The 14,395-nt window shown below is 74.7% G+C and carries 12 protein-coding genes and 2 tRNA genes; 8 read left to right on the top strand and 6 right to left on the bottom strand.

The window, feature by feature from the left end; genetic code table 11:
• The first annotated feature begins 258 nt into the window (after window positions 1-258).
• From AB0Q99_RS26730 to AB0Q99_RS26700, 7 genes are all read left to right on the top strand, one after another.
• Window positions 259-576, top strand: a complete 318-nt coding sequence (locus AB0Q99_RS26730) for an Lsr2 family protein (RefSeq protein WP_030056585.1) — start codon at window positions 259-261, stop codon at window positions 574-576.
• Window positions 577-728: 152 nt separating this feature from the next.
• Window positions 729-801, top strand: a tRNA-Gly gene (locus AB0Q99_RS26725).
• Between the two features lie 40 nt (window positions 802-841).
• Window positions 842-914: transfer RNA gene (locus AB0Q99_RS26720), tRNA-Gly, on the top strand.
• A gap of 212 nt (window positions 915-1,126) precedes the next feature.
• Window positions 1,127-2,134, top strand: a complete 1,008-nt coding sequence (locus tag AB0Q99_RS26715; protein ID WP_363575904.1) for an ABC transporter ATP-binding protein — start codon at window positions 1,127-1,129, stop codon at window positions 2,132-2,134.
• A complete protein-coding gene (locus AB0Q99_RS26710; protein WP_363575902.1) occupies window positions 2,131-2,979 on the top strand; it encodes an ABC transporter permease in 849 nt (282 codons plus the stop codon). Before AB0Q99_RS26715 ends, AB0Q99_RS26710 begins: the two co-directional genes overlap by 4 nt.
• A gap of 96 nt (window positions 2,980-3,075) precedes the next feature.
• Window positions 3,076-4,305 (top strand): histidine kinase, encoded by a 1,230-nt coding sequence (locus tag AB0Q99_RS26705; protein WP_363575900.1) that lies wholly within the window; start codon window positions 3,076-3,078, stop codon window positions 4,303-4,305.
• Between the two features lie 60 nt (window positions 4,306-4,365).
• Window positions 4,366-5,016, top strand: coding sequence for a response regulator transcription factor (locus AB0Q99_RS26700; protein WP_363575898.1), 651 nt, complete (start codon window positions 4,366-4,368; stop codon window positions 5,014-5,016).
• A 58-nt stretch (window positions 5,017-5,074) separates the two neighbouring features.
• Here the strand turns inward: AB0Q99_RS26700 and AB0Q99_RS26695 are convergent, their stop codons facing one another.
• From AB0Q99_RS26695 to purD, 4 genes are all read right to left on the bottom strand, one after another.
• Window positions 5,075-5,974 (bottom strand): phosphoribosylaminoimidazolesuccinocarboxamide synthase, encoded by a 900-nt coding sequence (locus AB0Q99_RS26695; RefSeq protein WP_363575897.1) that lies wholly within the window; start codon window positions 5,972-5,974, stop codon window positions 5,075-5,077.
• 90 nt (window positions 5,975-6,064) lie between these two features.
• Window positions 6,065-7,603 carry a N,N-dimethylformamidase beta subunit family domain-containing protein gene (locus AB0Q99_RS26690; protein WP_363575896.1) on the bottom strand — a complete coding sequence of 513 codons (1,539 nt, stop codon included), beginning with the start codon at window positions 7,601-7,603 and terminating at the stop codon, window positions 6,065-6,067.
• Between the two features lie 239 nt (window positions 7,604-7,842).
• Entirely contained in the window at window positions 7,843-9,426 is a 1,584-nt protein-coding gene (locus AB0Q99_RS26685) for a hypothetical protein (protein ID WP_363575894.1), read from the bottom strand.
• A gap of 546 nt (window positions 9,427-9,972) precedes the next feature.
• Window positions 9,973-11,220: a phosphoribosylamine--glycine ligase gene (gene purD, locus AB0Q99_RS26680; RefSeq protein WP_363575892.1), complete on the bottom strand. Its 1,248-nt coding sequence runs from the start codon at window positions 11,218-11,220 to the stop codon at window positions 9,973-9,975.
• Between the two features lie 368 nt (window positions 11,221-11,588).
• Here purD and AB0Q99_RS26675 point away from each other — a divergent pair, with 368 nt between their 5' ends.
• Entirely contained in the window at window positions 11,589-12,374 is a 786-nt protein-coding gene (locus tag AB0Q99_RS26675; RefSeq protein ID WP_363575890.1) for an SLATT domain-containing protein, read from the top strand.
• 44 nt (window positions 12,375-12,418) lie between these two features.
• Here the strand turns inward: AB0Q99_RS26675 and AB0Q99_RS26670 are convergent, their stop codons facing one another.
• Both AB0Q99_RS26670 and AB0Q99_RS26665 read right to left on the bottom strand, forming a co-directional pair.
• Entirely contained in the window at window positions 12,419-13,066 is a 648-nt protein-coding gene (locus AB0Q99_RS26670) for a hypothetical protein (protein ID WP_363575888.1), read from the bottom strand.
• 113 nt (window positions 13,067-13,179) lie between these two features.
• Complete coding sequence (locus AB0Q99_RS26665; protein ID WP_363575886.1) at window positions 13,180-14,226, bottom strand: GntR family transcriptional regulator; 1,047 nt, start codon at window positions 14,224-14,226, stop codon at window positions 13,180-13,182.
• Between the last annotated feature and the right edge of the window lie 169 nt (window positions 14,227-14,395).

Genomic DNA, 14,395 nt, shown 5'->3' with positions numbered 1-14,395 from the left:
CACTTGCGGACAGATCCGCCCGTCCCGCACACCGGTATCCGACCACCCCGCGAAGACACGTGAATATCCGGAAAAGAATGCCGGACTCTTCGATTTCGACCCCCTTCGGGTGCAGAATAGGGCCACCTGTCGCGGCAAGTGCTGCGTATCAGGCGGGCCGTCCGGCCTGCCCGTATGCGCTTGCGCGAGTTGGTGCACATCAGGCCCCGGGCGTACCCCCGCGGACCGGTGGCCGAATTGCCGAGAGGATTGACACCCATGGCTCAGCGTGTAGTTGTCACGCTCTCCGACGACCTGGACGGCGGCGCAGCCGCGGAAACCGTCCACTTCGGCGTCGACGGGAAGTCGTACGAGATCGACCTGTCCGTGGACAACGCGGAAAAGCTGCGGGAGGCCCTCGCCCCGTTCGTCGCCGCCGGCCGCCGGCAGAGCCGCACCGGAAAGTCGTTCCGCCGCACCGCCCTCACCCCGGACCCGGCCGCCGTCCGCGCCTGGGCGCTGTCCCGCGGCATGGAACTGCCGGCCCGCGGCCGCATCCCCAAGCACGTGTACGAGGCGTTCGCCGAGGCGAACTGACCCTCGCGGCCCGGGGCGCACCAGCCCCCTCGGTCGCCCTGCCCGCCCGGATCGAAAGGGTGGGGCGACCACCCCGAACGATGCTGTAGAGTATTCCTCGTCGCCGCAACGGAGAGATCCGAAGAGGCGGCGGGTGTCCCACCAGGCACCATGCGGACGTGGCTCAGTTGGTAGAGCATCACCTTGCCAAGGTGAGGGTCGCGAGTTCGAATCTCGTCGTCCGCTCGCAGTGCGCGAGCACAGCACAACTCAATAGTTTGACCATGCGGACGTGGCTCAGTTGGTAGAGCATCACCTTGCCAAGGTGAGGGTCGCGAGTTCGAATCTCGTCGTCCGCTCCGAACGAAGGGCCCCTCGATCGAGGGGGCCCTTCGGCATTCCCGTCCCGGAACCCGCGCCGGCCCCATACCGGAACCCGGCTCCGAACCCGCGCCGGAACCCGTCCCGAAATGCGCCATGACATTTGTCATCGCCGACCCGTGGATCCCCATCGCGAGGTCATGACGGCGCGCACTGCCCGCGCGGCCCGGGCGGCGGAAGGCTTGGGGGCATGGAAACGAGCAGCCCCTCCCGCCCCGGCGACAGCGTGATCGAGGTCACCGACCTGCACCGCCACTACGGCAGCGGTGCCACCGGCTACCACGCCGTCCGGGGCGTCGACCTGACCGTCGGCCGCGGCGAGCTGTTCGCCCTGCTCGGCACCAACGGCGCGGGCAAGACCTCCACCATGGAGCTCATCGAGGGCCTGGCCGCCCCCAGCGGCGGCACCGTCCGGGTGCTCGGCCACGACCCGCACCGGGAGCGCGCCGCCGTCCGCCCGCGGATCGGCATCATGCTCCAGGAGGGCGGCTTCCCCGGCGACCTCACCGCCGCCGAGACCGGCCGCGTCTGGGCCGGGATGACCAGCGGCGCCCGCCCGGTCGAGGAGGCGCTGGAGCTGGTCGGCCTCGCCCACCGCCGCGACGTCCGGGTCAAGCAGCTGTCCGGCGGCGAACGGCGCCGGCTCGACCTCGCGATGGCCCTGCTCGGCCGCCCCGAGGTGCTGTTCCTGGACGAGCCCAGCACCGGCCTCGACCCCGAGGCGCGCGCCGCCGTCTGGCGGCTGGTCCGCGAGCTGCGCGCCCAGGGCACCACCGTGCTGCTCACCACGCACTACCTGGAGGAGGCCGAGGAGCTGGCCGACCGGCTGGCCATCATGCACGGCGGCCGGGTCGTCACCGCGGGCACCGTCGCCGAGGTGATCGCCGGACGGCCGTCCCGGATCGCCTTCGAGCTGCCCGAGTTCACCGGCGTCTCGCTCCCGCTGCTCACCACGGCCGAGGTCACCGCCGACGGCCGCAGGGTCATCGTGCAGACCACCGACCTCCAGCGGACCCTCCACGACCTGCTCGGCTGGGCCCACCGGCACGGCATCGCGCTCGGCGCCCTGGACGCCCGCAGCGCCTCGCTGGAGGAGGCCTTCCTCGCCATCGCCTCCAAGGCCGCCCACCAGGCCCCCTCGGCCCCTGCCGCCCCCGCCCGTACCGCCCGCCGCCGCCTGATCGGATCCGCCCGATGACCACCGCCGCCACCGCCACCACCGGCCCGCAGGGCACCGTCACCGGCCCGCGGAGCACCACCGCCCGCCGGCTGCTCGCCCTGGGCCGCGCCGAGGCCACCCTGCTGCTGCGCAACCGCACGGCCCTGTTCACCGCCCTGCTGCTGCCGCTGCTCCTGCTCCTCACCCTGCGGAGCACGCTCGCCCAGCAGGCCGAGGGCAACCCCGGGCTGGACGTCGACTCGCTGCTGGTCCACGGCTCGGTCGGGATGATGCTGGGCTTCGTCGTCTACTACAACCTGACCGCCGCCTACGTCGCCCGGCGCGGTGAACTGGTCCTCAAGCGGCTGCGCACCGGCGAGGCCCGGGACATCGAGATCATGCTCGGCACCGCCGTCCCCTCGCTCGCGCTCGGCCTGCTGATGGCCGCCGTGATCGGGACCGTCGGCAGCGTCGGACTGCACCTGACGGTGCCGGTCAACCCGCTGCTGATGCTGGTCGGCCTGGTGCTGGTGCTGGCCACCATGATCGCCCTGGCCGCGCTCTCCAGCGCCTTCACCAGGACCGTCGAGAGCGCGGGCATCACCACCCTGCCGGTCATGCTGATCATCCAGCTCGGCTCCGGCCTGTTCATCCCGCTGGAGGTCATGCCCGCACAGGTGGCCGACGTCTGCCGCCTGCTGCCGACCACCCCGGCCTTCCAGCTGATCCGGGTCGGCTGGTTCGGTACCGACGGTTCGGCCGCCGCGACCGGATTCGCCGGCAGCTGGGGCACCGCCGGCCCGCACCTGGTCACCGGCGCGATCTGGCTGGGCCTGACGGTCTGGGGCGCGGTGCGCTACTTCCGCTGGGAGCCGCGCCGCTGATCGTGCCACGGCAAACCAAGGCGACACCCCCGGTCCGACCTCTGATATGAAGGCAGCAGCGTGATCATGGTCGGACAGGGGGTACACCACGTGGACATGCGCTCACCACTGCGGAGATGGCGGGGCTTCGGCAAGCCCCAGCGCGCCGAGCTCTACTTCCGCTGGTCGATCTACCTGATGCCGCTGGTCGTGCTGCCCTCGACCCTGCTCGTCATCGGCGCCCACAACGGGCCCGGGCTCTCGCCGGCCCCGGTCCGGATCGCCCTGGTCGTCGCGCTGGCCGCCACCCTGGTCGGCCTCCGGGCCTGCCGCACCTCGCTCGACCACTACCTGGGACGGCCCACCGACCACCTCCGTTGGCTCGCGATCAGCGGCGGGCTCACCGTGGCCGGCGCCTGGGCCCTGCTGCTGACCGGCCCGGCGGCGGGCGGACCGGCCGGGCCCGCCGAGCCGCCGTACACCTCCCTGATCACGGTCTTCCTGCTGGTCGTCTCCGCCGGCCCGATCTCCATCGGCCTCCCGCTGCGGTGGGCCGCCCCGGCCGTCACCGGCCTCGCGCTGCTGATCGCCCCGGCGATGCTGCTGGCCGGGACGAGCCTCGGCAGCACCGCCGGGCAACTGGTCGGCACCCTGCTCGGAATGCCCTTCGTCGGGGCGAGCTGCCGCAGCTTCGCCTGGCTGACCGCGGTGGTCTGGGAGCTGGACGGCGCCCGCGAGGCGCAGTCCAGGCTGGCCGTCGCCGAGGAGCGGCTGCGCTTCTCCCGCGATCTGCACGACGTGATGGGCCGCAACCTGACCACCATCGCGCTGAAGAGCGAGCTCGCCGTCCAGCTCGCCCGCCGTGGGCGCCCGGAGGCCGCCGAGCAGATGGCCGAGGTGCAGAAGATCGCCCAAGAGTCGCAGCGCGAGGTCCGCGACGTCATCCGCGGCTACCGCACCGCCGACCTGCACGCCGAGGCGATCGGCGCCCGCGCGGTGCTCCGCTCCGCCGACGTCGCCTGCGAGATCGACCTCGGCGAGCGGGCCGACGAGCTGCCGCCGCACGTCCAGTCGGTGTTCGGCTGGGTGATCCGCGAGGCCACCACCAACGTACTGCGGCACAGCGAGGCCGACCGCTGCCTGATCCGGCTGCGCCGGGAGGGCGGACGGGCGGTGCTGGAGCTGGAGAATGACGGGGTGCCCGCCGTGCCGCCGCCCTCCCAGGGCGGCGGCACCGGGCTGCGCGGCCTGCGCGAGCGCCTCGCCGCCCACGACGGCGAGCTGACCGTGCCGACCGCCGGGCCGGGCGTCTTCCGGATGCTCGCCACCGTCCCGCTACCGGACTGAGCGCACCGGCGCACCCGGCACACCCGGCACACCGCAAGCGAACCGAGGAAGGCCCGACCGATGACCGACGCCGCGACCGTCCGCGTCCTGCTCGCCGACGACGAGCACCTGATCCGGGGCGCGCTGGCCGCGCTGCTCTCGCTGGAGGACGACATCGAGGTGGTCGCACAGGCCGGCTCCGGCCCGGAGGCACTGGCGATGGCCCGGTCGCACCGGCCCGACGTCGCGGTGCTGGACCTGCAGATGCGCCCCCGGCCCGAGGGCCGGGAGGTGCCCCCAGGCCTGGACGGCATCGAGGTGGCCGCCGAACTGCGCCGGGTGCTGCCGGACTGCCGCTGCATGATCGTCACCGGCCACGGCCGCCCCGGCTACCTGAAGCGGGCGCTGGAGGTCGGGGTGCGCGCCTTCCTGCCGAAGACCGTCTCGGCGGCGGACCTGGCCGGCATCATCCGCACCGTGCGGTCCGGCGGCCGGTACGTGGACCCGGAACTGGCGGCGGACGCGATCAGCGCGGGCGAGACCCCGCTGACGCCGCGCGAGACGGACGTCCTGGAACTGGCCGCGGACGGCACCCCGATCGCCGAGATCGCCGCCCGGGCCGCGCTCTCCCAGGGCACCGTCCGCAACTACCTGTCCTCGGCGGCCGGCAAGCTGGGCGCGGAGAACCGGCACGCGGCGGTGCGGATCGCCCGCGAGCACGGCTGGATCTGAGCGGCCGCGCCCGCGGGCGTCACCGGCGTCCCGTTCACCGGGTCACCGGATCACCGGATCACTGCCAGGTGGTACCGGTCAGCCGCTCGTACACCTCGATGTACTTGGACCGGGTCCGCTCCACGACCTCGGCGGGCAGTGCCGGCGGCGGCTGCTCGCCGTGGCGGTCCCAGCCGGAGGCCGGGGAGACCAGCCAGTCGCGGATCAGCTGCTTGTCGAAGGACGACTGCGAGCGGCCCGGCCGGTACTCGTCGGCGGGCCAGTAGCGCGAGGAGTCCGGGGTGAGCACCTCGTCGCCGATCACCAGCTCGCCGTCCAGCAGGCCGAACTCGAACTTGGTGTCGGCCAGGATGATGCCGCGCTCGCGGGCGACGTCCCGGGCACGGGCGTAGACGTCCAGGGTGGTGCGGCGCACCTGGTTGGCCAGCTCGGCGCCGATCCGGCGGGCGGTCTCCTCGTAGGTGACGTTCTCGTCGTGCTCGCCGACCTCGGCCTTGAGCGCCGGGGTGTAGATCGGGGCGGGCAGTTCGGAGCTGTTCTCCAGCCCCTCCGGGAGCGCGATGCCGCAGACCGTGCGGCTCTCCTCGTACTCGGTCAGGCCGGAGCCGGCCAGGTAGCCGCGGGCGACCGCCTCGACCGGGATCATCTCCAGGCTCCGGCAGATCAGCGTGCGGCCCTTCCAGTCGGCGGGGGCGCCGGCCGGGACCTCGGTGGAGATCACGTGGTTGGGGACGATGTCCGCGATCCGCTCGAACCACCACAGCGACAGCTGGGTGAGGATGCGGCCCTTGTCGGGGATCTCGTTCGGCAGCACCCAGTCGTGCGCGGACGTCCGGTCGCTGGCGACCATGACGAGCTCACCCGACTCGGTGCGGTAGAGGTCGCGCACCTTGCCGGTGTGCAGGTGGACCAGGCCGGGTACCTGGACCGGCTCGGGCTTGGTGACAAATCCGCTCAAGGTGTCTCAGTCCTCAGGGGTCGTTCGCGGGCGTGGGGCGCTGCGAAAGGGGAGGTCACTGCCCCCGCAGTCTTTCACGACCGCCGGACCTCAGTTCTTGCAGAGCCGGTCCAGCAGGTTGGCGGTGGCCCGCTGGATCCGCTCGTCGGTCAGTCCGGGGCGGCCCAGCGCGGGCGACCAGGCGAAGGTTCCGGCCGCGAAGACGAAGGCGCCGCTGGGCGCCCGGTACAGCGAGGTCTCCTGGTAGCGGGTGCGGCCGGCCGGGTCCCGGTACGGCGAGTGCGCCAGCAGGACCCGCTCGGTGTGCTCGGGCAGCGCCACCTTGGGGTAGTACCGGTCGGCCTCGCCGGCGACCAGGCCGGGCAGCTCGTCGCCCTCCTGCAGGCCGGTGCCGTCCCAGAGCCAGTGCGCGGTGTGCCGGGCGACCAGCGGGACGGGCGCGGCGACCCGGCCCGAGTACTGCACGCCGAGCAGGTGCTGCTCGGGCTCCCCGGCGTCCCGCCAGAGCGCGCTGGAGGCGCCGGTCGCGCCCGCGGCCGGGCTGCCGGGCCCGACCTTCTGCCGTTTGCGGCAGTTGAGCAGCCGGTTGGGCTCGCCGGAGGCGGCGGCGGTCAGCTCGACCCGCCAGTACATGGTGTTGGCGGAGAGGAACACCAGCGAGGTGCCGCCGTCCCGGGCCCGCTCGGCCGCCCGGCGCATCGGCGCGGACCAGTACTCGTCGTGGCCGGGGAAGACCAGGGCCCGGTGCCGGGACGGGTCGACCAGGCCGGCGTGCAGGTCGGTGGCGGTGGCGTAGGAGAGGTCGTAGCCGTAGCGCTCGGCCCAGCGGATGAAGTCGTACGCGTGGCCGACGTGCAGCGGCAGTCCGGCGGTGGCGTGCGGGCGGTCGAAGGAGACGGTGACGGCCGCCTCCTGCTCGCCGACCAGGCCGCCCAGACCGTCCCAGGCGTGGTAGAGACTGGCCCCGGTGCGGCCGTCCTCGGGGAAGAGGTTGTAGGCCTGCCAGGTCACGTCGGGGAGCACCAGGAGCAGCTCGGCGGTGTGCCCCCGGTCGTCGAAGTCCCGCACGGTGAAGGGGATGTGGCTGCGGTGCGCCAGGTCCGCGGTGGTCAGCACGGCGACGTACGCGCCGGGCTTCCAGTGCGCCGGGACCTGCAGCCGCCAGGAGTGCCACCAGTGGTGGCAGGAGACCGTCCGGTCGACCACCAGCGGGGCGGGCTGGGCGAGGCCGGCGATCAGCGGGCTGTCGGTGACGTGCCGGGCGCCGTCGCCGCCGTAGTGGCCGATCCGGAAGACGCTCACGGTGAACTCGCGGGGCGGGTTGACGGTGACCCGGAAGTCGACCGAGCCGCCGGGGCGGACCACTCCGGCCGAGGCGAAGCCCTTGATCTGCTGGTCCACGTCGTTGGCGCTCTGCGGCGTGCCGACCGACGGCTTGGGGCGCACGCCGGTGGTCAGCGGCTGCTGGCCGGGCGCGTCCACCGAGACGTACCAGGGGACGGCGCCCTCCGCGCCGACCCGGTACTGGTCCGGACTGCGCAGCCAGGGCAGCGGGCCCTGGCCGAAGGGGTCGGAGACGCTGTAGGCGTGCGTTCCGGACTCCCAGCGGCGGTTGAGTTCGGTGCTCACGCGCCCCTCCCAGGTGCACTTCCGCCCGGTTGGCACGTGCCCCCCGGATGTGCGTGCGGTCTAATACACCACAGAGTGATGGCGCTCCGTCACCCTCCGGTGGCAATTGGTGGCGGGAATCTCGCAGGCCGCCCGGAGGGAGCCTCCGGCCTGCGAAGACGGCCGGCGGCCGGCCGGCCCGGGGGCGCGTGCGGAGGTGTCGAGCGCCGTCCCACCCGTCACAGCCGTCCGGCCACCCGTCACAGCCGTACGGGTTTCTCCAGCCGGACGTCGGCGGCGTCCAGCCAGGCGCGCAGCGGGCCGTCCTGGCCCTGCTCGACGGCCTGGGCGACCGGGCCGGCCAGGTCGGTCCGGCGGACCCCGCCGAGCAGCAGCACCGGGCCGTCCAGCCAGTCCAGGCCGGGGGAGCCGCCGGCGGTGTCCACGGCCGCGCAGCAGACCATCGCGGTGACGTGGTCGACCAGCACGTCCCGGCCGGAGCGGTCGGGTTCGAGCAGCGGGGCCTGGGCCGTGGTGCGGGCCGACCGGGCGGCGAGGGCGGCGGCCAGCTGCTCGCCGTCGCCCTCGGCGAGCCGGACCAGCAGCCGGGTGAGGGTCGGGGCGCCGGGGCGGGACTGCGGGGCGAGCCGGTCCAGGGCGGCCTGCAGGGCGACGGCGCCCGCCCGCCAGCCGGCGTCCACCACCTCGGCCGGGTAGTCGGCCCACTCCAGCTCGCGCCAGGCGCCGGCCGCCGGGCGGCCGAAGAACAGCTCGGCGGCGAGCCGGGAGACCGCCCGGTCGACGCTGCCGGGCTCCTCCAGCAGGTCGCAGGCGGGGCGGTCGGCGAGCCGGCTGCCGTAGCCGTCGGCCAGCCGGTCGCGGCGGGAGAGCTCGGTGAGGGCGGCGGCCACGCCGGCGTTGAGGTGGGCCGGGTGGCGGCCGAGCCGCCAGGCGGGCAGCGCGACCCGGGTGAGCAGCCGGTCCCAGCCGGCGTAGGCGAGGCCGACCTGCTCCTGGGCGGCGATCCGCAGCCCGTAGTCGACCGTCCTGGCCTGCTCGGAGGCCCAGCTCGCGACGGAGCGCTCCAGCTCGGCGGAGTGGCCGCGGCAGGCGCCGAGCAGCCGGCGGGTGATCCCGCGGGTGATCCGGTCGGCGAGCGCGGCCGGGCCGCGCCGGGGCGGCCGGGGCGGGGCGGCCAGGGTGCCGCCGCCGAGGCCGGGGGCGGCACCCTGGCCGGAGTCCAGGCAGGCGTCCAGGCTGCGCAGGAAGCGGCGGGCGGCGGCGATCTCCGGGTCGGCGGAGGCGGCGCTGCCGGCCACCACGGGGGCGAGCAGGGCGCGCAGTTCACCGGCCCGCATCCACCAGAGGAAGGGCGAGCCGATCACCAGCACCGGCGCGGGCGCCCCGGGGTGCAGCCGCAGCGGGCCCGGCCGCCGCGGCGGCGGCGCGTCCTCCAGCCAGCTGTCGCAGTCCGGGGTGAGGGCGATGGCGGAGGGCGCGGGGACGTCCAGCCGGTCGGCGAGCTCGTGGATCAGCCGGTACAGCTCGGGAGCCTCGGCGCGGTCCAGCGGGACGGCGGGGGTCCGGGGCGGCTCGGCCCGGCGCAGGGCGCGGGCGGTCAGCCCGGCGACCAGCAGGGTCAGCGCGGCGACCGCGCAGACCGCCCAGCGGGCGGCGTCCCAGCCGGCCGCGTCGGCTGCGCCGGGCGCGCCGATCCGGCCGGTGATCCGGCCCGCGAGCAGGACCACCGCCACGGCGGCGGGCAGGACGGCGGCGGCCCGGGCGAGGCCTCGGACCCGCAGGACCGCCTGGGCGTGAGCGCGCGCGGTGTCGACAGCGGCCATACGGTGCGGCACCCCCTTCGGAGCCCTCGGGTGCCCGGCGACGGGCCCTGAGCCGACTCGAAACGATCGGTTCCGACCGGGAAGCGGAGGCGTCCGATCCCGGTAGTGCATGCTGCGTGGCGCTACTGACATTTTCGACGCCCCGGCACGGGTGGTCGTTCCGGATCATCCCGGTTTCCACTCGTCCCGGTGACGTCGCCCGGATTCCGGACGCCTGCGACCGGTCCGGTGCGAAGCACCCGGCGACCGCCCGGCCGGACGCCGTCCAGCATCCCCCCGCGGAAGCACCGCTACCCGGCGGCGCCCCCCGCGCACGAGCCCCGCACGCTGCGATCCAGCGCACCATAAGGCCGGGCGCGGGGTTACGTCAGCCGGATGCGGGTGCTGTCACCCGATGGGCTGGAATCCCTCAGCCGAACGGTACGTCCGCCCCCGGAGCCGTTCCGGCCCCGAAACGCCGAGGGCGCTGCGGCCATGGGGGTTGGTCCCACGGTCCGCAGCGCCCTCGGCGCGGCTTCGGAGCGGCCTCGGAGCGGCCGAACTTCCCTACGCGGTGGCCGCCTTCAGCGCGATGTCGGTACGGTGCTGGCCGCCCTTGAGGGAGATCCGGTCCACCGCGGCGTACGCGTGCCCGCGCGCCTCGGCCAGGTCCGCGCCGGTCGCGGTGACCGACAGCACGCGGCCGCCGGCGCTCAGCACCTGCCCCTCCTCGCCCGTCTTCGTCCCGGCGTGCAGCACGAACGCGGTGCCGTCCGCCTCGGCCTCGGCCAGGCCCTCGATCGGGTCGCCGGTGCGCGGCGCGGCCGGGTAGCCCTCGGAGGCGACGACCACGGTGACGGCCGCGCCCTCGTCCCAGCGCAGCGGCTCCAGCTGGTCCAGGGTGCCGGTGGCGGCGGCCAGCAGCACCGCGGCCAGCGGGGTGCGCAGCCGGGCCAGCACGACCTGGGTCTCCGGGTCGCCGAAGCGGGCGTTGAACTCGATCACCCGGGTGCCGCGCGAGGTGAGCGCCAGGCCGGCGTACAGCAGGCCGGAGAACTCGGTGCCGCGGCGGCGCAGCTCGTCGACGGTCGGCTGCAGGACGGTCTCCAGGACCTCCTCGACCAGCCCGGCGGGCGCCCACGGCAGCGGCGAGTAGGCACCCATGCCGCCGGTGTTGGGGCCCTCGTCGCCGTCCAGCGCGCGCTTGAAGTCCTGCGCGGGCTGCAGCGGGACGACGGTGGTGCCGTCGGTGATCGCGAACAGCGAGACCTCGGGCCCGTCCAGGTACTCCTCGATGACCACGCGCTCACAGGAAGCGGCGTGCGCCAGCGCGGCCGCGCGGTCGGAGGTGACCACGACGCCCTTGCCGGCGGCCAGGCCGTCGTCCTTGACCACGTACGGGGCACCGAAGGCGTCCAGCGCCTCGGCGGCCTCCGCGGCGGTGGTGCAGACGTAGGAGCGGGCGGTGGGGACGCCCGCGCCGGCCATCACGTCCTTGGCGAAGGCCTTGGAGCCTTCGAGCTGCGCGGCCGCCGCGGACGGGCCGAACACCGGGATGCCGGCCGCGCGCACGGCGTCGGCGACGCCGGCGACGAGCGGGGCCTCCGGGCCGACCACGACCAGGGCGGCGCCGAGCCGCTCGGCCAGCGCGGCGACCTGGGCACCGTCGAGCTGGTCGACCGGGTGGACCGTCGCCACCTGTGCGATCCCGGCGTTACCCGGGGCACAGTGCAGCTCGGTCACGGCGGGATCTTGGGACAGAGAGCGGCACAGGGCGTGTTCGCGGGCGCCGCCGCCGATGACGAGGACCTTCACGCCTCGGAAGCCTAGTCGGTGGCCTGTTCAAGCCGCTCTCCGGTCCCGTCGGATCCTCCAGGGGAAGAGCTCCGTACGCCGACGATCCAGGAGGATCCTCCAAGCCCGGAGGGGTCCGGTGGGCGGTGGGTGTCCGGGTCACGACCGCGGGTCACCGGACCCTCGCTCGGACGGGTGAAATCCCGCCGACCCCCGCAACCCGCTCACCTCGGGTTCCGGTGGCCGAAACCGGTAACGATCAACCGGGAAGCTCCCCCACGGTCAGCCATTTGGCGGTAAGAAGTGCTGTTGGACAACCACCGGCGGACCTCGCGTCAGCCGATGCGCCGACAGACCCAGCCGCCCGCCCGCCACAGGGAGCCCCACAGGTGAGCCAGCCGGAAATGCAGCCCGAGGAGAGTGCCTGGGGCAAGGAGATCGGCGAGGAGGACCCGCCCGCCGCCGCCGTGGCCCGCCGGGACTCCACCCGCCGCCACGCCGATCTGAGCACCCGACAGTTCCCGCTCGGGGACTGGGGCGAGCCGGCCGAGCGGCTGGAGGAGCTCTACCGCTGGTCCGAGGAGCGGGCGGTCGAGGCGATCGAGTGGTACCGCCGGGACCGGGTCTGGAAGCGGCGGTGGGCCCGCCTGCTGCGGTTCGGCACGGCCGGCTTCGCGGTGGGCGGGGTGACCGCCCCGCTGGTCGACCTGGCCGGCGGCTTCGCGCACGGCGTCAGCTGGGGCTACGTGGGCCTGGCGCTCTCCGCCGCCTGCTACGGCGCGGACCGGGCCTTCGGCCTCACCTCCGGCTGGATGCGGGACGTCTCCACCGGACAGGCCCTGCAACGCCGCCTGGAGGCCTTCCAGTTCGACTGGGCGTCGGAGTGCGTGCGCGAGGTGCTCGGCCCGACCGAGGGCACCGCGGGCGAGGCCGCCGAGCGCTGCCTGGGCGTGCTGCGCCGGTTCTGCGAGGACGTCTCGGACATGGTCCGCACCGAGACCTCGGAGTGGATGCTGGAGTTCCGCGCGTCGATGACCCAGCTGCCCACCCAGACCCCCGGGAGCTGGGGCGGGCGCTCCGAACCGGGGGTGGGCGCCCAGGTGCGGGTGCTGCCGCCGCCGGGCACCCGGCCCACCATGCCGCGCCAGCGGCCGCCGGAGGGGCCGCTGCGGTAGGCCCGGCGGCCGCCCCGGCGCCCTGCCGAGGGGCCGGCGGGGCGCTACGCGAAGACGATCATCGAGCCCTGGGCGACGCTCCTGGTCGCCGCCGCGTACAGGCCCGACCAGGCGTGCCGCTCCCGGGCGAAGGGGTGCACGTCGTCGATCGGCGGAGCGAACGGCTGCTCCAGGCCGGTCGGGCCGAGCGGCCGGGTCGGGTCCGGCGGGTTGAGCGGGTCGATGCCCAGCGCCGGTGCCACGGCCTGCAGTTCGCGCAGCAGCCCGTGGCTGGAGCCGAGCGGGCCGCCGGAGGCCAGCAGCGCGTCGTCCACCAGCGGCACCGCGAACTCGATCGGCACGTACGCGCCCGCGTGGTCGAAGTGCCAGACCAGGTGGGACTGTTCGGCGCTGCTCTCGAACATCTCCAGCAGCTGCTCGTAGTCGCCGCCGAGCGCGTCGACCGGGGTGATGTCCAGACCGGTGAGGCCCAACAGGAAGGCGCGGCGCAGGAAGTGCAGCGAGTCGTAGTCGAAGGCGGCTATCGGCTCGACCGCGCCGCTGATGCCCGGGACGTACTGGTAGACCGGCATCTCGGGCAGCCCGCGCGAGGTCAACACCGCGTTGTAGAGGGCTAGATCGTCCCGGAAGGGGTTGTCGGGGCTGTGGCTCAGCACGTCCACCAGCGGGACGAGCCAGAGGTCGCAGGCCATGGCCGGCAGTTCCTCTCCGGGCGGCGGGGGATCGCCCGCGGGGTGGGGCGACGACGGGGTGGGGTCGGTACCCGGACGGCCCTTTCGCGGGGCCCGGTCCGACGCCCGCCACCCTACCGGCCCGGGGCGGCGTGCGGGTCGGGCCGTCCCCGCGGAGTCTCGGGGGGCGACGGGGGGAGTCGGCGGCCGAACCGGCCGTACGGCACCGAGCGGGGCTGCGGCACCAGGCCGAGGCCCAGTCCGAGCTCACGGCCCAGCTCCCGGCCGACCTCGTCACCGCGCGGGGGCCGCTCGGCGCGGGCCGCGGCCGGCTCGGCACCTGGCTCGGCGGCGGGTCCCTGTGCGGGCCCGGACGGGAGCCCGGGCGAGGACTCCGGGGCAGCCGGCGGCCCGCCGGGGACGGGCGGCGACTGGGACCCGTCCCCGGTGGTCTCGGTGAGCAGCCCGAGGACCGTCACCGACTCCAGCGGCTGCCCGGCCAGTTCGGCCAGCAGCCGGGCGGTGTCCAGGTTGTACTCGCAGATGATCCGGTACGCGTCGGCCAGGTCGCGCGCCTCGATCGCCCCGACCAGCTCCGGATGGCGGTCCCAGCAGACCCCGGCCAGGCCGGACATCTCCCGCAGGTAGGGGGCGGCGAACATCCAGGACTGCACCCGCAGCCAGTCCAGGTAGTCGGCGATCCGGCGGTTGCCGAGCAGTCCGGCGACCTCCTGCCAGAACCGGCGGTCGCAGCCCACCATCACGTCCAGGTTCCCGGCCCGGGCGGCCCGGACGGCCGCGTCGGCCCGGCGGTGCAACGAGGGCAGCCGGCTGAGGTCGGGCAGCGCCCGGCGGGTGGCGAACTGGCGGTGGAAGCTGTCGGTGAGCAGCACCCGGGACTCGAAGATCTCCAGGAAGTCCTCCCAGCCCAGCTCGGGGACCGTGAAGCCGCGGTGGTGCTCGGCCCGCAGCAACCCCTGTGCGCCGAGGTCGACCAGGGCCTCGCGGGCCGGGGTCGCGGAGACGCCGTACAGCTCGGCGATCTCCTTGACGGTGAAGTTGCGGCCGGCCGCCAGTCGGCCGGCCATCATCTCCTCGCGCAGCGCGCCGGCGATCTGCTCGCGCAGGCTGTTGCGCTGGATGACGGGGCGGGGGGTGTCGCCTGCGCCGTTGACGGGCATGGGCGCGACCTCCTCGGGCGGTCCTACCGTGCCGGCCTCGATGGGCCGACGGGAACACGACGAGTGCTCATCTTCTCAAACCCGCCCGGGCCAGGTACGAACCAACCCTCCCGAACGCCGTCCGCCCTGGCCGGACCGGCTCCGGACCGGCCCGGAACGGTGCTGGAGC

Source organism: Kitasatospora sp. NPDC086791, from assembly GCF_040685975.1.
GTDB lineage: Bacteria > Actinomycetota > Actinomycetes > Streptomycetales > Streptomycetaceae > Kitasatospora.
The sequence above is the reverse complement of the archived record's forward strand: the minus strand, read 5'-3'. Positions and strand labels throughout refer to the sequence as shown.